Source organism: Cupriavidus sp. 94F1 (assembly GCF_057798875.1).
On the sequence record NZ_JBYOJT010000002.1, the window covers coordinates 286,433 to 303,882 of the forward strand.

The window sequence follows — 17,450 nt, forward strand, 5'->3', positions numbered from 1 at the left end:
TCATTGCCCCGTGACAGCTGGCGCGGCCGGCCGCTTCCTGTGGGTGCCCGTGACGGCGGCGCCAAAGTCGTTGATGAACGTGTAGTGCACCTGGTCCGGCTCGCCAGAGGCGGGGTGTGTGCCGTCGATCGGGAGCTCCACCGTCGCGCCGGGCTTCGCCATGGCACCGGCGTCAACGGCGTACACATGGCCGCGCGCGGTGGCCTCCACCCTGGTGTAGGTGATGTGATAGGGCGTGGGGTTCAGGGCGGTCAGCACCTGGCTACCGTCGTCCTTGCGCACCAGGCGCCAGGCGACCCGCGCGGGCGCGCTGGACGCGTCGCCGGGCAGGCCGGCGGGGCGGAACAGCAGCTTGATGCGCGTCCGGAATGCGAACTGCAGCGAGTTCTGCTGCGCGGTGGCGCCCGACGCCACCGGCGGGACATCGAGCACGTTCAGCCAGAACAGCGACTCGCGATCACCGGGCAGGGGCTGCTGCAGGTGGATGATGCGCAGCGTCTGTCCCTTCTTCGGATCCAGTCTGAACAGCGGGGGCGTCAGCGTAAAGGGCGATTTCGCTTCCTCCGGCGAGGCGTTCGCGTCGCCGTCGTCGATCCATGCCTGCACCAGCGATGGCGTGTCGCCCTCGTTGGTGACCTTGAGGGTGACTTCGCGTTCCGATTCCGGATAGACGACGCGGGTCCCGTTCAGGACCACGGACGCAAGGGCGCCGGGCGCGGCCAAGGCCAGGAAAACGGCAGCCATGGCTGCGCGGTGGCGGGATGTCTTGAGCATGATGAACGGCGGGCAGTAAGGCCGGCACGAGGCCGGCCGGTAGTGCTGGCATGCGGGAGGGCATGCCGGCGGACGCGAGCACGGATGGCGCCGCTGGTTACGGGTACACGACCGAATACGTCAACGCGGAGGTGAAAGTGCCTTGGGTGGCCGCACCGCCCGTTGCCACGTACTGCGCGTAGTACTGCAGCGAAGCCGTGCCGCCCGTGATGGCCACTTGCTGGGTGTTCTGCGAGGCAAACGCAGCGCCCACGGCGACGTTCGTCAGGTCGGCATTCAGCACACCGATCTGCACGTTGGTGGCGGCCACGACCGCCGGGGTGTCGCCGACTCCTGGCGCGCTGACGGTGGTGTTGATCAGGCGGCCGGTGGCCAGGTCCACGGCGGCGCCCGGCTCGAAGTAGACCGCCACGTCGCCGGTGGCGGGGGTGCAGCCGGTGAGCTGGAAGTTGAACGGCGTACGGCCGGCGATATTGCCCGCGGTCGCCAGGGTCGACGCCGAAACGGGCGGCAAGGCCACCGTGAAGTCGGTGCCCCCGCCATTGCCGGAGATCGTGCAGGTGTTCGAGGTGATCCGGCCGGTAAAGGTGATGGTGCCGTCAGAGGCGGACGCGGCCGGACTCAACACGGCAAGCAGTAGGGACGCTGCGAGGATTTTCGTTCGATGGTGGTTCACTGTGGACCTCATGTCATGGGTTGAGAGGGATCGCTGCCAGGCCGGACCGGGAAGGTCGGGCGAAACGCAAGGACAGCCATGCCGCGAATCAGGCGCAACCATGCACAAGGCATCCGCCCCGGCACGGCGCGCATGACGCGGCTTGCGCATCGCGCTTTCCTGACGGAGCAAACAGTACCGATACGGATAATCCTGCTGAATCGTTATTTTCTGGAATTTGCCGAAAACATTTATTTGATTTTTGGGGCTATTTCTATTGATTTTCGGAAGCGTCCGAGCGGACAACGTGCCGTGGTTTTACGGGCCTGGGCGGATAACCAATTGCCATGGCCGTATTCATCGTCCGGCATTGAATGGGATGCCGATATATGATCAGAAATTTCCTTAGTTCGCAACGAAGGAGGCAACCCAACGAAACGGCGATGCCGCCTGCGGTATGCTTCCGGCGTGCCCCAACCGAGGACCTGCCATGAAGACCGTCTACCTCGCCGGTTTCGACGTATTTCGCAAGGATGCGCTCGCCTGGGGCGAGCATCTGAAGGCGCTTTGCGCCCGGTATGGTTTCGAAGGGTGCTATCCGCTGGACAAGGCGGCCCCGAAGGGGTTGTCGGGGCCCGACACCGCGCAATGGATCTACGAGGCCAATATCGCGCTGATCCGGCGGGCCGATATCGTGATGGCGAACCTGGACGACTTTCGCGGCCCCGGGGAGCCCGACAGCGGCACGGCCTTCGAGGTCGGCTTTGCCGTGGCGCTACAGAAACCGGTGTGGGGCTACGCGGCCGATGCCGGCACGCTGCTGGACCGCGTGCGCGTGTCGACCGACGACGATGGCGATGCGCGCGACGCCAACGACTACGTGGTCGAGAACTTCGGCCTGCCGATGAACCTGATGCTGGCCTGCAGCGTGCGGCTGGTGAAGGGCGATGCCGAGGCCTGTCTGGCCGAGATGGCCGGGGCCGACCGGCGCCGCGCCGCGCGTCGTGCGCAGGCGCAGGCCAATGGCGACGCGGAGGACTAGCTGCCTACTTGCCCGCCTGGCGGGCCGGTGAGGCCGGGGCGGGGGCCGAAAATGCGGCCGTGCCGCCCTGCACGCGCAGCGATTGCACGCCGGCAGCGATATCCGATGCCGTGGTGGCCACGATCTGGCGATAGGCGCCCACCACGCCATCGACCTGGCCCGGCGCGGGCAGGTCGGCTTCGGTGCGCCCGCTCAGCACGCGGCCATCGGGCAGGCGGCGCACCGTCCATGCAATCGATGCCCCCGCGCGCTGGCCCGGATCGGCGTCCAGCCGCACCACTTCGGTCGTGATGCGGAACACCGGCGAGACATCCGAGATCCCTTGCTGGTACGTGTCCACGGCCCCCAGGTTGCCCTGCAACTGCTGCGACAGCGCATCGCGCAGTTCGTCAGGCAGCGGTGACGACCAGCGCGACTGGTCGAGCAGCTTCACATTGCCCGTATTGCCATCGGTCACCACCAGTTGCGCGCGGTTCAGGCGCTCGGGCACGCGCACCGGCGCCACCTCTATCCATACCGGCTGCGTGGCGGTGGCATTGGCGGCCGGGGTTGGCGCGCCGGCCGGTGCCGCGGCACCGGTCGCCAGCGTGTAGTAGCGGGGCTCGGGCGAGGCGCAGCCGGCCAGCCATGCCGCCGCCAGCAGCGTCGCGCCGAGTGTCAGCGAACGTTTCATCATTTGTCCTCCGTCTTGCCGCGCAGCAGCGCCTCGGGGTGGCGTTCCAGATAATCGGTCAGCGCGCGCAGCGACACCGCCGTGCGCGTCAGTTCCTGCAGCATGCGCCGTGTGTCCTGCTGCAGCGGCGCATCCGACGCCAGCGTGCCGTTGGCCGCCGTCAGGGTCCGGCGCGCATCCTGCAGCGCGGCCAGCACCTGCGGCGCCACGTCGCCATTGAGCTGCGCCACAAGCTTGTCGGCCGTTTCCAGCATCTTGTTCATCGACACGATGGCCGTGCGCGCATCCTGGCCGATCTGCTCGAACGGCACCTTGTCGATCTTGTTGACGATATCGCCCAGCTTGGCCTGCAGTTCGTCGAACGTGCCCGGCGTGGTCGGGAATTCCGGCATCGGGGCTTCGAGGTCGATGTCCTTGGCCGGCGGCGCCTTCGGGAAGAAGTCGAGCGCCACGTACAGCTGGCCGGTCAGCAGGTTGCCGGTGCGCAGCTGCGCGCGCATGCCGCGCTTGACCAGCGCCTGCACGATGGTGCGCTTGCGCGCCTCGTCGGCCACGTCGCGTTCGCGGAAGCCCATGCGCGAGGGATAGAGCTCCACCACCACCGGCATGCGGAACGCCTTCCTGTCGCGCTGGTATTCGATGCCGATCGAGCGCACCTGGCCCACGATCACGCCCCGGAAGTCCACCGGCGCGCCCGGCGACAGCCCGCGCACCGACTGGTCGAAGTTCAGCACGGCCAGCGTCGGCGCCAGTTCCTCGGGTTCCTTCATCGCCTCGGCCTGGTCGGCGGCCAGCAGATACTGGGTGTTCTCGGCGGCCGCTTCATGCGCGCTGGTGTTCTCGGGCGCCTGGAATGCCACGCCGCCCAGCAGCACGGTGACCAGCGATTGCGTGGACAGCTTCAGGCCGCCGGCATCGAGTTTCAGGTCCACGCCGCTGGCGTGCCAGAAGCGGGTATCGGCCGTCACGAGCTTGTCGTAGGGCTTGTTGACGAACACGCGCAGCGTGATATCGCGCCCGTTGGGCTCGAGCTGGTAGGCCACCACCTGGCCGACCGGCACGCGCCGGTAGTAGACCGGCGAGCCGATATCCAGCGATCCCAGGTCCTGCGCACGCAGCACGAACTGCCGCCCCGACGCATCGGCGGTGACCACCGGCGGCACTTCCAGGCCCGTGAAGCTGCGCCGGCTTTCCGGGGACTTGCCGGCATCCACGCCGATATAGGCGCCCGACAGCAGGGTTTCCAGCCCCGACACGCCGCTGATGGCAAAGCGCGGCCGCACCACCCAGAAGCGCGTGTCCTTGACGGCGAAGTTCTCGGCGTCCTTGGTCAGCTCGATCGACGCCAGCACGTGAGACCGGTCGGACGCGAGCCGTACCGACTTGACCAGCCCGATGTCCACGTCCTTGTAGCGCACGGCGGTCTTGCCCGGGGTCAGGCCCTCGGCGGTGCGGAAGGTGACGGTGATCTCGGGGCCGCGCGACGTCAGCGTGTTGACCAGCAGCGAGATGCCCACCACGGCCGCCACGATCGGGATCAGCCAGACCAGCGATGGCAGCCACGGGGCGCGGCGCTTGCGTGCGGGCTGGGGTACGCCGGGCGATGGGGTAGGGGTATCAGGATCGGGCATTGTCGGATTCCGGCAATTTCGAAGGGGCGGACGGGTCGAGCGAATCCCACAGCAGGCGTGGGTCGAACGACAGCGACGCCAGCATGGTCATGACCACGACGGAAGCAAAGGCCAGCGCCCCGCCCCCGGGAATGATGGTGGCCAGCGCGCCGGCGCGTACCAGAGACGCCAGCAGGGCCACCACGAAGATATCGAGCATCGACCAGCGGCCGATGATTTCGACCAGGCCATAGAGCCGGGTCTGCTGGCGGATGCGCCATGTCGATTTGAAATGGACCGATGCCAGCAGCAGCGTCAGGATCAGCATCTTCAGCAGCGGCACGATGATGCTGGCGATCAGCACCACGCCGGCCAGCATGTGCGAGCCCGACAGCCACAGGTAGATCACGCCGGACATGATCGTGTCGCGCTGCGTGCCCAGGATCGATTCGGTCACCATCACCGGCAGCAGGTTGGCCGGGATATACAGGATGAACGCCGACAGCAGGAAGGCCCAGGTACGGGCCAGGCTGGCCGGCTTGCGCTGGTGGAGCGTGGCGCCGCAGCGCGGGCAGGGCTGGCCCGCGAGCGCGATCGGGCTGACCAGGTCGCAGGCGTGGCAGGACAGCAGGCCGCGCGATGTCGCCGTGGGCACCTGCGCCAGGGGCGTGCGTTCGTCGTCGTCGGTCAGCTCGGCCACCACGTCGGCGGCCATGCGGCGCGAGCGGGCCAGCTGTTCGCGGGCCTGGGCCGTGCGCGAGGGGCGCGGGCCGGTCACGCGGTGTCCTCCCGGGGCGGGGCCTCGTCGGCGCCGGCCGGCTCAAGGTAGTGCCACAGGTCGCGCGGATCGAACGACAGCATTGCGGCCAGCACCACCACCAGCGCGCCAAACGACCACAGCGCCACGCCCGGAATCACCTGGGCCATGGTCGACAGCTTCACCACGGTCACCAGCACGCCGATCATGAAGACCTCGATCATGCCCCACGGCCGCGTCTGGCGGATGCCGCGCACGATCCGGTCGAAGCCGGGCGGCATGCGATGGCGCGCCATCGGCACCAGCAGGTAGCACATCATCAGCATCTCGGCGAGCGGGAACAGGATCGTGGTGCCGAACACCAGCATCGCCACCAGCGTCATGTGGTCGCTGTGCAGCGCTTGCACCGCCCCCCAAAGCGTGGTCTCGGTGCGCACGCCCTTGAGGTCCATCTCGACGATCGGGTACGTGTTCGATACCAGGAACAGGATCAGCGCGGTGACCACCAGCGGCAGCAGGCGCTGGTAGGCGCGGCTGCTCTCGCGGTACAGCACGCCGCCGCAGCGCAGGCAGGTGGCGCGCTCGCCCGGCGCCAGCGCGGTGCGCTCGTAGAGCGCGTCGCAATACTCGCAGGCCACAAGCCGGTGCAGGTCCTGCGCCGGGGGCGGGGACGAGACGTGCGCGTCCGGCGTCATGCGTCCGGCGTCAATTGCGAGGGCGGCGCCGGCGTCACGTCGGTCACGCCGGGGCGTTCCTGCGAGCCGATGGTCCAGTCGCGCAGCAGCGCGTAGGCCACCGCGAGCACGGTCGGGCCCAGGAAGACGCCCAGGAAGCCGAACGCCAGTGCGCCGCCCAGCACGCCCATCATGATCCAGATCAGCGGCAGGCTGGTGCCCTTGCTGATCAGCAGCGGCTTGATGACGTTGTCGGCCATGCCCACCACCGCGCCGCCCCAGACCACCATGAAGATGGCCCAGCCGGTGTCGCCGCTGTGATAGAGCCACAGCGCGGCCGGAATCCACACCAGCGGCGGGCCCATCGGCACCACCGACAGGAAGAACGTGATCAGGCCCAGGATGGCCGCGCCGGGCACGCCCGCGATCCAGAAGCCGATGGCGGCCAGCACGGCCTGCACGAACGCGGTACCCAGCACGCCGTAGACCACGCCCTTGATGGTGCCGCCGGCCAGCGCCATCAGGTGGTCGGCGCGCTCGCCGGCCACCCGGCGCATGCCGCCACGCAGCCAGTCCACGGCCAGTTCGCCGCCGGTATAGAAGAAGAACGCCAGGATGATCGACAGGGCCAGCTGGCCCAGGCCGCCGCCGATGGACAGCCCCGCACCCAGCACCGCATGGCCCACCGGCGCGATCAGCTTGCGCAGGTTGGCCACCATTTCTGAGTCGGCGTGGATGATCTGGTCGTAGTTCGATTGCAGCTGCGGGCCCACATAGGGCAGGCTGCTGAGCCATTCAGGCAGTTGCGGGATGCCGCGTTCGGCGTAGCGGTTGACCAGGCCGGTCAGTTCGTCGATATGGGCCGAGAAGCTGGCGCCGGCATAGACGAACGGGCCCAGCACGATGATCGTGGCGATCAGCACGCAGATCAGCGCGGCCAGTCCGCGCCGGTTGCCCAGCCACCGCGTGAGCACGGTGTAGGGATACCACGAGCTGTAGGCCAGGATCGCGCCCCAGACCAGCGCGGTGGCAAACGGGGCCAGTACCAGCAGGGACCCGCCGATCAGGGCGATCAGCGCAAAGACCGCGGCGAGCTTTTCAATCAGTTGTCCGGAACTCATCGTTGCACGCCAGTCCGGCGCCCATGTTGCGAGAACGCCGTAAGCATAGCGGAATTCGATGCGGGTTCCGGGTAATCCCTTGCCGGGTCAACGATTGCCGGGCGAGGCGCCCGGCGGCGAATCACCCCGCTGGCTTGCCGGCTTCGGCCATGTCCATGGCCCGGTCGCTCTGGCGCAGCAGCGCGGCCACGAGGTCCGATTGCGTGACCATGCCCACCACGCGGTTGCGTTCGTCCAGCACCGGCACATGGTGCAGGCCGCCGTCGGAGAACGCCTGGGCCAGGCTGACGATCGGATGCTCGGCGCGCGCGGTGATCACGGCACGGGTCATCAGGTCGCGCACCGCCCCATTCACGCGGCGCGAGTTCACGCGATAGGCGCGGAAAAAGTCACTTTGCGTGAGAATGCCAAGCAGACGGCGCTGGCGATCCACCACGGGCAGCGCCTTGATGTGATGGCGCGTCATCAGCGCGGACGCATCGGCGGCCAGCTGGCCCGGCCGCACCGCCACCACGTCGCGCGACATGATGTCGCCGCACAGCACCTCGCCAAAGCGGCGCGAATGGGCGCGCAGCTCGGCCGCCACCAGGATGGCCTCCAGGTCGTCTTCCTCGATATCCAGGAATTCACCGCGCGCGGCCAGCACCGCATCGAGGTCGGCCCGGGTGAAGCCCACGCGCTTGCTGGGCGGCACGTCCCGGGTGTGGTGCTGCGCCGCCGGCTCGGGTGGGCGGTGCGGATAGCGGCGCCGGGCGAGGTTGTTAAAGGCCAGGGCGGTCAGCAGCAGCAGCATCGAATTGACGGCCACCGGAATCACCACGAAGCCAAAGCCCAGCGCCTGCACCGCAGGCCCGCCAAATACGGCAGTGACGGCCACCGCACCGCTGGGCGGGTGTACGCAGCGCAGCTGGAACATCAGGGCAATGGCGCCAGCCACCGCCACGCCCGCCGCGAGGCCGGGGTCCGGTATCCATTTCGCGCAGGCCACGCCCACGGTAGCCGCCACCATATTGCCGCCGATGATCGACCACGGCTGGGCGAGTGGACTGGACGGTACGCCGAACAGCAGTACGGCGGACGCACCCATCGGCGCGATAAACCATGGGTTGAATCCCAGCAGGAACTGGCGGCAGATCCATTCAGTCAGCGCCAGGCCGATCAGGGCGCCCAGGCAGCTCTTTAGCCGCTCGCGCCAGTTGGCGGCGATCGGCATCGGGACAAAAGTGCGCAGCCAGGCACGGGCCTCGGCGACGGTGGAGGTCGGGTCGAATGCAGCGGGCATCGAAAGCGGGGGCGGCTTTGGAGGGTTGGGGGCGACACGGCGCATTGGCCGAGCGGGCGCGTCGTGGCGCATTGGCCGAGCCCGCAATGTATCACGGCATGATATTCGGCGCAGCCACCGGTGCGTCGGGATTCCTGATCCGGCTCTACAGCTTGTAGCTCGACAGCAGGATGCTGGTCTCGGTGGCCGAAATGCCATCGACCAGCCGGATCCGGTCGAGCGTGCGGTCGAACTGCTCCAGCGTATCGGCGCGCAGTTCGGCAATGATGTCCCAGCGGCCGTTGGTCGTATGCAGCGTCTGTACGTTGGGGTCGCCACGTAGCGCCTGCAGCACCTGGCGCGCCTTATTGCCCTCCACGGCGACCGTCATCCATGCGCGGATGCGGTGCGGTTCGGCCTCCGGCTTGAGCCGCACCGTATAGCCGACGATCTGGCCTTCCTTCTCCAGTTTCTCGATCCGGTTCTGCACCGTGGCGCGCGAGACGCGCAGGGCGCGGGCCAGCGCCGTCACCGGCGTGCGGGCGTTGTCGCGCAGCAGGCCCAGCAGTTGTCGATCGGTCGCGTCCATGGCGTCTCTCCGGCAGGTCTTGGCAGATTGCCATCCAATGCCGACAAATTGTCAAACGTACATAGCGATTTGTCCAGTTTGCTAACTATTCGTTGGCGCCAACGGGCAGGACAATGCACTCACGACATCGCCATTCATCCAGAACAGAGGAGAGCCGCCATGACACATCCCCCGACTATCCGCCCCCTTATGCGCCCGACCATCCTGCTGGTGGCCCCCACGTTCTACGACGTGTCATACAGCATCAATCCGTGGATGGACCCCGACGCCTGGGCGCGCGACCCCGGCGGCATGCATCGGCGCGCGCTGGCGTCGTTCGACGCGCTGCACGATGCGCTGGGTCGTGCCGGGTTTGCCGTGGAAGTGGCCGAGGGCGTGGCGGGCCAGCCCGACATGGTGTTCCCGGCCAATGCCGCCGTGGTGCTCGATGGCAAGGCGGTGCTGGCGCGCTTTCGCTATCCGCAGCGGCGCGGCGAGGAACAGCCGTTCGCGGCGATCTTCGACGACCTGCGCGCGCGCGGCCTGATCGACAGCGTGGCGCTGCTGCCCGACGGCTGTTTTCAGGAAGGGGCCGGCGATTGCATCTGGGATGCGCGGCGCGGCCATTTCTGGGCCGGCTACGGGCCGCGCTCGTCGCGCGAGGCAGCCGACGCCATGGCGCGCGAATTCGACCAGGAGGTGGTGGCGCTGGAACTGGCCACCGAGCAGAGCTATCACCTCGACGTGTGCTTCTGTCCGCTATCGGGTGGCGAAGTGCTGTACTACCCGCCGGCCTTCACCGAGAACGCGCTGCGCACGCTGCGCGCACGCGTCCCGATGGCCCAGCGCATCGAGGCCACCGAGGACGACCTGCGCCACTTCAGCGTCAACGCGGTCAATCTGGACGACCACGTGGTGATGACGCGCACCACATCGCATTTACGCCATGAACTGGGTCGGCGCGGGTATCGGCTGCACGAGGTGGACCTGACGCCGTACATGCTGTCGGGCGGCGGCGCGTACTGCATGACCTTGCGGCTCGACCGCGCCAGCACGCCCATGCGGCGTGCCGCTGCGGCCTGAAGGAGATCCGCCATGAGAACGAACACGGAATTGACCCGGGAAGCGAACGTGCTGACGCGCTTTCTCGATGCAGACGATGTCGCGGCGCTGGTGCGCGGCGTGGGCGTCCCGCAAGCCATCGTGCAGATGGCCGGCTGTGTGCGCGATGACTTCCTGCGCTGGCACGAATTTGAGAAATCTGCGAGGTTGGCGAGCCATTCGGCAGTGGGCGTGATCGAACTGATGCCGGTCAGCGATGGCACGCGGTTCGCGTACAAGTACGTCAATGGGCATCCGCGCAATGCACGGTTCGCGCTGCCCACGGTCATGGCGTGCGGCATGCTGGCCGATGTGCAGACCGGCTTTCCGCTGCTGCTGGCCGATCTGACCCTGGCTACGGCGCTGCGCACCGCAGCCACTTCCGCGCTGGCCGCACAGGCCATGGCCCGGCCGGGGGCACGCACCATGGCACTGATCGGCAACGGTGCGCAGGCCGAGTTCCAGTCGCTGGCATTTCACGCCATCGCGGGCATCACGACCGTGCGGGCCTTCGATATCGATCCGTCGGCCACGGCGCGGCTGATGCGCAATCTGGCGAAAGTGCCAGGTCTGGAGATCGTGCCAGTACGATCGGTGCGCGATGCACTGGCCGGTGCCGACATCGTGACCACGGTCACCGCCGACAAGACGCGCGCGACCATCCTGACGCCTGACATGGTGCAACCGGGCATGCATCTGAACGCCGTGGGCGGCGACTGTCCGGGCAAGACCGAGTTGCACGTCGATATCCTGCGTGGCGCGCGCATCGTGGTGGAGTATGCGCCGCAGTCACGCATCGAAGGCGAGATCCAGCAGTGGCCCGAGGCGCCCGTCAGCGAGCTGTGGCAGGTGCTCTCGGGTGCGGCGCCCGGCCGCGCGCATGCCGGGGAGGTGACCGTTTTCGATTCGGTCGGCTTTGCGCTGGAGGATTATGCGGCGCTGCGGTGGTTGCATGCGGCCGCGGCGCAGCGCGATGCGGGCCGCTTCGTGGCGCTTGTGGCCATGCCTCCGGACCCGCGCGATCTCTATGGGTGGATGATGCAGGCCGATAGCGGGGCGATGTCTGTGCAGCCGAGCGAGGCCGTCGCATCCGCCTGATGGCCGCGTCATAAAAAAAGGGCCCGGACGCGGTGTGTCCGGGCCGTTGCACGTCGAACCTTAATGAAACCTTAAGCGCCGGTGCGCCCCATCATCAGCTGGGCACGCAGGAAGCCCTTGATTTCCTCCAGCGACGGTGTCTTCAGGAACACCATGATGCCCCATTGCTGCAGGGCGTCCGCCACGCCGTCGTAGGCCTGGCGGTTGGTGATGACCGCGAAGATCACGCGCTGCCGCGAGAAGAAGTTCTGCAGTTTTTCGATCGTGGCGGATTCCGCGTCGTTGAGTTCCTCCACGTAGTAGAGCACCACGCGAGGTCGCGCATCGACCGAAGTAATGACGGTGTCCACCACGTCCTCCAGTACCTGGGTCTTCAGCGGCAGCGACCATTTGCCCAGCTGGGCACTGATACGCTGCGCTTCGGTGTGGTTCGGGTGGAACACCACGAGGTCGAGATTGTGCTCGATGCCGACATCCGGCATGGCACGGTTTGCCAGCAGGCGATGCACGGTTTCCTTGTGGATGCGCCGGTGGCCGCCATTGGTTTTCCAGGCGCCAAGTTCACCGCGTTCCACCATTTTCTGGACGGTGCCCAGCGATACGTTGAGAAGTTTTGCAGCGGTTCGCGTGCTGTAGTACGGCTTTTCAGCCAGTTCTGGATCCAGTTTCATCCAATCACCCGTAGTGTCGATCAGCAGCACAGCACGACGCGCGTGCCGCACGGGCGTCCTCGGACACGCCACGTCGGTCAAATGACCGGGCTGCTGTTTTTACTGACCCTGATTGCTGTCGACCCGCTCCCCGGCCGGTCTTTGTTGCTTTGTTGCTGTTGACGTAGCAACGGCTTCAGGTAGCCGTTGCCCGCTTGCTGCAGTGGCGATCTTTGTCGCCTGGCCAGTCATCGCCGCGACGCTTGTGGCGCCGCCCGATTGCCGGATGCCAATAGTATGGCTTCAAGATGATTCGTTGCTACAGGGAAAGCAATGATTGGCGTCACACTTTTGTTGTTTAACGAACATCGTTGCAATTCGGTAGACAGCGATGGACAAACGGCATGACGCCCGACATTTATGCCGCAGGCGTCGCGTACCGGATCAACAGACTGCGCACGCGACGTTCAGGTTCCCTGGTTATATACATTTGACACATTTGCGCCGGTGGCGTTGTACTCAGCTTGCGCCGCCGCTCGACAGGCCATACTTGCGCACCTTGTCGAACAGCGTGGTCTTGGCCACGCCCAGGGCTTCGCCGGCACGCGTCAGGTTGCCAGCGTGACGTCGCAAGGCATCGGCGATCAACGCACGTTCGAACTGCTCCACGGCCTGGGGCAATGGCAGCGCCTCGGGGGCGGCGCCGCCCTGGGCGGGATCGCAGCCCAGTCCCAGCACATGCCGTTCGGCCAGGTTGCGCAGTTCGCGCACGTTGCCGGGCCACGGGTAGGCCACCAGGGCCGCCATTTCGGCCGGCGTGGGCGGAACGGCCTCGCGCTCGAAGCGCAACGCGGCCTGCGCCAGAAAGTGTTCAAACAGCAACGGCACGTCTTCGCGGCGTTCGCGCAGCGGCGGCAGTTCGAGCGTGACCACGTTCAGGCGATAGTAGAGATCGGCGCGGAATTGACTGGCATCGGCCAGCGCGCGGAGGTCGGCCTTGGTGGCTGCCACTACGCGCGTGTTCACCGGCACCGGCTGGTTTGACCCAAGCCGCTCCACCACGCGCTCCTGCAGCACACGCAGCAGCTTGATCTGCATCGGCATCGGCATGCTCTCGATCTCGTCGAGGAACAGCGTGCCGCCTTCGGCGTGCTCGATCTTGCCGATCCGGCGCTTGGCCGCGCCCGTGAACGCGCCCGCCTCGTGGCCGAAGATCTCCGACTCGAACAGCTGTTCGGGCAGGCCGCCACAGTTGATCGGCACGAAGTGTTTTGCCCGGCGCCCGCTGGCTTCGTGCAGGCAGCGCGCCACCAGTTCCTTGCCGGTACCGGTTTCGCCGTGGATCAGCACGTTGGCCGCCGTGTCGCCAATGCCGGCGATCATCTGGCGCAGCCGCTCGATGGCCGGCGAATGGCCGATCAGCCGCGCGGCCAGGCCCTCGCGGCCTGCCAGACGGGCGCGCAGGTCGGCCACTTCCAGGGCCAGCCGGCGCTTGTCGAGCGCACGGCGGCAGGTGGCCACGAGCCGCTCCGGCGAGAACGGCTTTTCAAGAAAGTCGTAGGCGCCTTGTTTCATGGCCTGTACCGCCAGCGATACGTCGCCATGGCCGGTAATCATGATCACCGGCAACGCCGCATCGCGTGCGCCGAGTTCGCGCAGCAGGGCCATCCCATCGGCGCCGGGCAGGTGGATGTCGCTGACGACGATGCCGGCAAAACCGGCCTCTGCCTCGCGCAGCGCCGCTTCCGCGCTGCCCACGGCGCGCGTGGCGATACCTTCGAGCCTGAGCGCCTGTTCGCAGCCCAGCCGCACGTCGGCATCGTCTTCGACGATCAGCACCGTCAGCGCGGCGTGGGCGCCGGCCGTTTCGATGACGTGGCCCGGTTCAGCCGACATGGCGCAGTTCCTCGGTAACGCGCGGCAGGGCGACCGTGAAGCAGGCGCCGCCGTCGGGGTGATTGATCGCGGTCAGGGTGCCGCCGTTTTCGCTCAGGATGCCGGCCGACAGCGTCAGCCCCAGCCCCAGGCCTTCGCCGGCGGGCTTGGTGGTGAAGAACGGCTCGAACAACCGCGCGAACGCGGTTTCCGAAAGCCCCGGCCCGTTGTCGCGCACGGTCAGGTGGATCATGCCGCCCGACGCGTAGGCGTGCAGCGACAGGCGCGGGTCTCGCCGGCCCTTCAGCGCATCGAGCGCATTGCCGATCAGGTTCACCAGCACCTGCTCCAGACGGTTCGGGTCGCAGCGCACGGTCAGGCAGGCGTCAATATCGCGCTCGATGCGCGGGCCCACGTCGGCCACGCGCGTTTCCAGCAGGAACAGCGCGTTGTCCACGGCATCGGCCAGCCGGGCGCTGTGGCCCTGGCCAGCGGCGGGATTGCGCGCAAACGACTTCAGCGCGCCGGTGATACGGCCCATGCGCTCCACCAGGCCGATGATCCGTTCGAGGTTGCCTTGCGCGGTGTCATAGTCGCCCTGGGCGATGAACTTGCCCGTGTTGCCCGACAGCGTGCGCAAGGCCGCCAGCGGCTGGTTCAGTTCGTGAGCGATGCCGGCGGACATCTGTCCCACGGCAGCCAGCTTGCCGGCCTGCATCAGCCCGTCCTGAGCCTGGCGCAGGTAGGTTTCGGTCCGGATGCGCTCGCCAACCTCGGCCTGCAACTGCTGGTTGGTGGCGGACAGGTCCGCGGTGCGCTCCGCCACCTTGCGTTCCAGCTCGCTGTTGGCGGCTTCCAGTGCGGCGCGCGCCGCCAGCCGCTCGCCCACGATGCGCCGCCGCACATTCCAGGCGGCGCCCAGCAGCAGCACGAAGGCGGCCAGCACGCCGGCCAGCGCGGCGCTGTTGAGCGCGGCCACGCGCGCCTGGGACGTATTGGTCAGCAGGGTCAGGTCCCAGTCGGTGCCCGGCAGGGCCAGGTGCTGGGCCAGCATCGGCGGGCCCTGGCGCAGCCGCACCAGCGCGTCGCCACCCTGCGACGGGCCATTGGCCAGCGGCCGCACCGTGGTGAGCGCCAGTTGCGGCAGCGGGGCGCGGTTGTATTGCAGGCTGCGGTCCAGCCGCGCGCGCTGGTCGTCCGACAGCGGCCGCAGCGCGGCAAGCTTCCACGACGGGTCCGATGCCAGGATCACCACGCCGTTCTCGTCGGCCAGCAGCATCTGGCTGTCGTTGCCCTGCCAGCGGTTTTCCAGCGGTTCCAGCCCGATCTTGACCACGGCCACGCCCACCGGATGATCGCGGTCGCCCAGCGGCGCCGACAGGTAGTACCCCGACTCGCTGCGCGTGGTGCCCACGCCGTAGAAGCGCCCCAGCTGGCCTTCGATCGCGGTGCGGAAGTACGGGCGGAAGCTCAGGTCTTCGCCCAGATAGCTGTCCGGCCGCTGGAAATTGCTGGTGGCCAGCACCTTGCCGCGGGCGTCGAGCAGATAGATGACCCGGGTGCCGGCGCGGCCGTTCAGGGCCGCCAGGTAGGCGTTGGCCTGCGAGACGCGCTCGGGCGAGCCGGGATGGCGCAACAGGGTGTCGATGCGCGCGTCCAGCGACAGCAGGCTGGGCACGTAGTCATAGCGGGCCAGTTCGCTTTCCAGCGCCTGGGCGTACAGCCGCATCTGCACCTGGCCGCGCTCGGCCTGGCGGGTCAGCGCGGCATCGTAGGTATAGCGATAGCCCAGCCAGCCGGCCCCGGTGACCAGCACGGCCAGCGCAAGCAGGGCGACAAAGGGAGCCATGCGGCGCCAGGGCGAGAGGGACGCCTGGTCGCCGTCGGAGGGGGACACGATCATGCGGATTCGGGAATGCGGACGTTGCCGTGTAGCGTATGGGGCGGGGCATGTGATCGGAGGGCCACTCGCGAATTGCCCGCTGCGGTTCGGCAAGGCGACGTTTTACCACAGCCGGCAGCCACGCCGTCCGAAGCGGCGCCCCGAGGGTTCACCCGTTCGGGTCACGCTGCCTGCCGCCGTGCCGGCATCCGTAAACGCAAAAAGGCCCGGCCGCCTGATCGGCAGCCGGGCCCCTGGCACGCCTCCAGCCAGCTTACTTGCTGGCCAGGGCCTGAACGGGTGTCAGGCCGGCGTCGTCAGCCGAGGTATCTGCCTCGTCAGACAGTTCCGGCGCGCCAATCGCGTTCTCGCTTTTGGCGACAACGGTTGTGGCAATGGCGTTGCCAAGCACATTGGTCACGGTGCGGCCCATGTCCAGGACATGGTCGATGCCCAGCACGAGCAGGATGCCGGCCTCTGGCAGGCCGAACATCGGCAGCACGGCGGCCACCACCACCAGCGATGCGCGGGGCACGCCGGCGATGCCCTTGCTGGTCACCAGCAGCACCAGCAGCATCGTGATCTGCTGCGACAGCGACAGCTGGATGCCGTACACCTGCGCCACGAACAGCGCGGCGAACGACGTGTACATGATCGAGCCGTCGAGGTTGAACGAATAGCCCAGCGGCAGCACGAAATTGGTGATGCGGCTCTTCACGCCAAAGCGGTTCAGCTGGTCGATGACCTTCGGATAGGCCGATTCGCTGCTGGCCGTGGCAAAGCCGATCATCAGCGGCGCGCGCAGCTGGCGGATCAGCTTGAAGATGTCGCGGCCCAGGAAGTAGTAGCCACCGGCGATCAGCGCGATCCACAGCAGCGCCAGCGACAGGTACACGCTGCCCAGCAGCTTGGCGTACACCACCAGCACGCCCAGGCCCTGCGCGGTGATCACGGCCGCCACGGCGCCGAACACGCCCAGCGGCGCGAACGCCATCACGTAGTTGGTGACCTTCAGCATGATGTGGCCCAGGCCGTCGATGGCGGCCAGCACGGGCTTGCCCACGCCGTCCTTGAGCGTGCCCAGCGCGAAGCCGAAGAACAGCGAGAACACCACGATCTGCAGCACCTCGTTGGTGGCCATCGCCTCGACAAAGCTCTTCGGGAACATGTGGGCGACAAAGTCGCGCAGGTTCAGGGCGCCGGTCTTCAGGTTCGACGCGGCGTCGGCGGCCGGCAGCGGCAGGTTCATGCCATGGCCCGGGGCCAGCACGTTGGCCATCAGCAGGCCCAGCAGCAGCGACGTGATCGATGCGGCCATGAACCACGCCATGGCCTTCAGGCCGATGCGGCCGACGGTCTTGCCGTCGCCCATGCTGGCAATGCCCGACACCAGCGTGGCAAACACCAGCGGGCCGATGATCATCTTGATCATCCGCAGGAACACGTCGGTCAGGATCGACAGGTGATCGGCGATCGACTTGGCCATGGCCGCGTCCGGGGCCATGTTGTGCGCGGCACTGCCGACGATCACGCCGAGCAGCATCGCAACGAAAATCAGGGTTGGCAGTCGTTTTGTCATCGTGGGTACATCCTCCTTTGTGCCGGACCGGGCGCACGAACGGCCCTGGGGGAGGGCTGCGCACCCGGGACCGGATGTCATACGGCGGCGGCTAGATTGCACGAGCCGTGCCAGCCCGGTTGCACTTGGA

Annotated in this window: 17 protein-coding genes; 4 read left to right on the forward strand and 13 right to left on the reverse strand. The window is 67.5% G+C overall.

What is annotated here, in order from left to right:
• Together AC3FJ6_RS05365 and AC3FJ6_RS05370 are read right to left on the reverse strand one after the other, a co-directional pair.
• Nucleotides 1-774 (reverse strand): fimbrial biogenesis chaperone, encoded by a 774-nt coding sequence (locus AC3FJ6_RS05365; RefSeq protein ID WP_488771006.1) that lies wholly within the window; start codon nucleotides 772-774, stop codon nucleotides 1-3.
• A gap of 97 nt (nucleotides 775-871) precedes the next feature.
• Nucleotides 872-1,450, reverse strand: coding sequence for a fimbrial protein (locus AC3FJ6_RS05370; RefSeq protein WP_488771007.1), 579 nt, complete (start codon nucleotides 1,448-1,450; stop codon nucleotides 872-874).
• A gap of 78 nt (nucleotides 1,451-1,528) precedes the next feature.
• On the opposite strand from AC3FJ6_RS05370, the gene AC3FJ6_RS05375 reads away from it, so the two are divergent.
• Both AC3FJ6_RS05375 and AC3FJ6_RS05380 read left to right on the forward strand, forming a co-directional pair.
• Nucleotides 1,529-1,822 carry a hypothetical protein gene (locus AC3FJ6_RS05375; protein ID WP_488771008.1) on the forward strand — a complete coding sequence of 98 codons (294 nt, stop codon included), beginning with the start codon at nucleotides 1,529-1,531 and terminating at the stop codon, nucleotides 1,820-1,822.
• Between the two features lie 97 nt (nucleotides 1,823-1,919).
• Nucleotides 1,920-2,471 carry a nucleoside 2-deoxyribosyltransferase gene (locus AC3FJ6_RS05380; protein WP_488771010.1) on the forward strand — a complete coding sequence of 184 codons (552 nt, stop codon included), beginning with the start codon at nucleotides 1,920-1,922 and terminating at the stop codon, nucleotides 2,469-2,471.
• A 4-nt stretch (nucleotides 2,472-2,475) separates the two neighbouring features.
• Here the strand turns inward: AC3FJ6_RS05380 and AC3FJ6_RS05385 are convergent, their stop codons facing one another.
• The 7 genes from AC3FJ6_RS05385 to AC3FJ6_RS05415 all read right to left on the reverse strand — a co-directional run bounded on the left by AC3FJ6_RS05385 (nucleotide 2,476) and on the right by AC3FJ6_RS05415 (nucleotide 9,156).
• Complete coding sequence (locus AC3FJ6_RS05385; protein WP_488771011.1) at nucleotides 2,476-3,147, reverse strand: PqiC family protein; 672 nt, start codon at nucleotides 3,145-3,147, stop codon at nucleotides 2,476-2,478.
• Nucleotides 3,144-4,775, reverse strand: a complete 1,632-nt coding sequence (locus tag AC3FJ6_RS05390) for a PqiB family protein (RefSeq protein ID WP_488771012.1) — start codon at nucleotides 4,773-4,775, stop codon at nucleotides 3,144-3,146. Before AC3FJ6_RS05390 ends, AC3FJ6_RS05385 begins: the two co-directional genes overlap by 4 nt.
• The gene (locus AC3FJ6_RS05395) at nucleotides 4,762-5,469 is read right to left on the reverse strand and encodes a paraquat-inducible protein A (protein WP_488771356.1); all 708 of its coding nucleotides are present in this window, start codon (nucleotides 5,467-5,469) and stop codon (nucleotides 4,762-4,764) included. The genes AC3FJ6_RS05390 and AC3FJ6_RS05395 overlap by 14 nt, the downstream gene beginning before the upstream one ends.
• A 59-nt stretch (nucleotides 5,470-5,528) precedes the next feature.
• Complete coding sequence (locus AC3FJ6_RS05400) at nucleotides 5,529-6,206, reverse strand: paraquat-inducible protein A (protein WP_488771013.1); 678 nt, start codon at nucleotides 6,204-6,206, stop codon at nucleotides 5,529-5,531.
• A complete protein-coding gene (locus AC3FJ6_RS05405) occupies nucleotides 6,203-7,306 on the reverse strand; it encodes an AI-2E family transporter (RefSeq protein WP_488771014.1) in 1,104 nt (367 codons plus the stop codon). The genes AC3FJ6_RS05400 and AC3FJ6_RS05405 overlap by 4 nt, the downstream gene beginning before the upstream one ends.
• 121 nt (nucleotides 7,307-7,427) lie before the next feature.
• On the reverse strand, nucleotides 7,428-8,588 hold the full coding sequence (locus tag AC3FJ6_RS05410; protein WP_488771015.1) for an HPP family protein: 1,161 nt from the start codon (nucleotides 8,586-8,588) through the stop codon (nucleotides 7,428-7,430).
• 145 nt (nucleotides 8,589-8,733) lie between these two features.
• Nucleotides 8,734-9,156 (reverse strand): Lrp/AsnC family transcriptional regulator, encoded by a 423-nt coding sequence (locus tag AC3FJ6_RS05415; RefSeq protein WP_092595042.1) that lies wholly within the window; start codon nucleotides 9,154-9,156, stop codon nucleotides 8,734-8,736.
• Nucleotides 9,157-9,315: 159 nt separating this feature from the next.
• Here AC3FJ6_RS05415 and AC3FJ6_RS05420 point away from each other — a divergent pair, with 159 nt between their 5' ends.
• Nucleotides 9,316-10,218 carry a dimethylarginine dimethylaminohydrolase family protein gene (locus tag AC3FJ6_RS05420; RefSeq protein ID WP_488771016.1) on the forward strand — a complete coding sequence of 301 codons (903 nt, stop codon included), beginning with the start codon at nucleotides 9,316-9,318 and terminating at the stop codon, nucleotides 10,216-10,218.
• A 12-nt stretch (nucleotides 10,219-10,230) separates the two neighbouring features.
• Nucleotides 10,231-11,334 (forward strand): ornithine cyclodeaminase, encoded by a 1,104-nt coding sequence (gene ocd, locus AC3FJ6_RS05425; RefSeq protein ID WP_488771017.1) that lies wholly within the window; start codon nucleotides 10,231-10,233, stop codon nucleotides 11,332-11,334.
• Between the two features lie 71 nt (nucleotides 11,335-11,405).
• Here the strand turns inward: ocd and AC3FJ6_RS05430 are convergent, their stop codons facing one another.
• The 4 genes from AC3FJ6_RS05430 to AC3FJ6_RS05445 form a co-directional block, all read right to left on the reverse strand.
• Nucleotides 11,406-12,005: a helix-turn-helix domain-containing protein gene (locus AC3FJ6_RS05430; RefSeq protein ID WP_153946709.1), complete on the reverse strand. Its 600-nt coding sequence runs from the start codon at nucleotides 12,003-12,005 to the stop codon at nucleotides 11,406-11,408.
• Between the two features lie 498 nt (nucleotides 12,006-12,503).
• Nucleotides 12,504-13,880 carry a sigma-54-dependent transcriptional regulator gene (locus AC3FJ6_RS05435; protein ID WP_488771018.1) on the reverse strand — a complete coding sequence of 459 codons (1,377 nt, stop codon included), beginning with the start codon at nucleotides 13,878-13,880 and terminating at the stop codon, nucleotides 12,504-12,506.
• Complete coding sequence (locus tag AC3FJ6_RS05440) at nucleotides 13,870-15,762, reverse strand: sensor histidine kinase (protein WP_488771019.1); 1,893 nt, start codon at nucleotides 15,760-15,762, stop codon at nucleotides 13,870-13,872. Before AC3FJ6_RS05440 ends, AC3FJ6_RS05435 begins: the two co-directional genes overlap by 11 nt.
• A 253-nt stretch (nucleotides 15,763-16,015) precedes the next feature.
• Nucleotides 16,016-17,320 carry a dicarboxylate/amino acid:cation symporter gene (locus AC3FJ6_RS05445; protein WP_400393869.1) on the reverse strand — a complete coding sequence of 435 codons (1,305 nt, stop codon included), beginning with the start codon at nucleotides 17,318-17,320 and terminating at the stop codon, nucleotides 16,016-16,018.
• Nucleotides 17,321-17,450: the final 130 nt, after the last annotated feature.

Bases quoted from the DNA above. Each gene is read 5' to 3' on its own strand.
- AC3FJ6_RS05365 (WP_488771006.1), bottom strand. From the start codon at position 774: ATGCTCAAGACATCCCGCCACCGCGCAGCCATGGCTGCCGTTTTCCTG.
- AC3FJ6_RS05375 (WP_488771008.1), top strand. From the start codon at position 1,529: ATGCCGCGAATCAGGCGCAACCATGCACAAGGCATCCGCCCCGGCACG.
- AC3FJ6_RS05380 (WP_488771010.1), top strand. From the start codon at position 1,920: ATGAAGACCGTCTACCTCGCCGGTTTCGACGTATTTCGCAAGGATGCG.
- AC3FJ6_RS05385 (WP_488771011.1), bottom strand. From the start codon at position 3,147: ATGATGAAACGTTCGCTGACACTCGGCGCGACGCTGCTGGCGGCGGCA.
- AC3FJ6_RS05390 (WP_488771012.1), bottom strand. From the start codon at position 4,775: ATGCCCGATCCTGATACCCCTACCCCATCGCCCGGCGTACCCCAGCCC.
- AC3FJ6_RS05395 (WP_488771356.1), bottom strand. From the start codon at position 5,469: ATGGCCGCCGACGTGGTGGCCGAGCTGACCGACGACGACGAACGCACG.
- AC3FJ6_RS05400 (WP_488771013.1), bottom strand. From the start codon at position 6,206: ATGACGCCGGACGCGCACGTCTCGTCCCCGCCCCCGGCGCAGGACCTG.
- AC3FJ6_RS05405 (WP_488771014.1), bottom strand. From the start codon at position 7,306: ATGAGTTCCGGACAACTGATTGAAAAGCTCGCCGCGGTCTTTGCGCTG.
- AC3FJ6_RS05410 (WP_488771015.1), bottom strand. From the start codon at position 8,588: ATGCCCGCTGCATTCGACCCGACCTCCACCGTCGCCGAGGCCCGTGCC.
- AC3FJ6_RS05415 (WP_092595042.1), bottom strand. From the start codon at position 9,156: ATGGACGCGACCGATCGACAACTGCTGGGCCTGCTGCGCGACAACGCC.
- AC3FJ6_RS05420 (WP_488771016.1), top strand. From the start codon at position 9,316: ATGACACATCCCCCGACTATCCGCCCCCTTATGCGCCCGACCATCCTG.
- ocd (WP_488771017.1), top strand. From the start codon at position 10,231: ATGAGAACGAACACGGAATTGACCCGGGAAGCGAACGTGCTGACGCGC.
- AC3FJ6_RS05430 (WP_153946709.1), bottom strand. From the start codon at position 12,005: ATGAAACTGGATCCAGAACTGGCTGAAAAGCCGTACTACAGCACGCGA.
- AC3FJ6_RS05435 (WP_488771018.1), bottom strand. From the start codon at position 13,880: ATGTCGGCTGAACCGGGCCACGTCATCGAAACGGCCGGCGCCCACGCC.
- AC3FJ6_RS05440 (WP_488771019.1), bottom strand. From the start codon at position 15,762: ATGATCGTGTCCCCCTCCGACGGCGACCAGGCGTCCCTCTCGCCCTGG.
- AC3FJ6_RS05445 (WP_400393869.1), bottom strand. From the start codon at position 17,320: ATGACAAAACGACTGCCAACCCTGATTTTCGTTGCGATGCTGCTCGGC.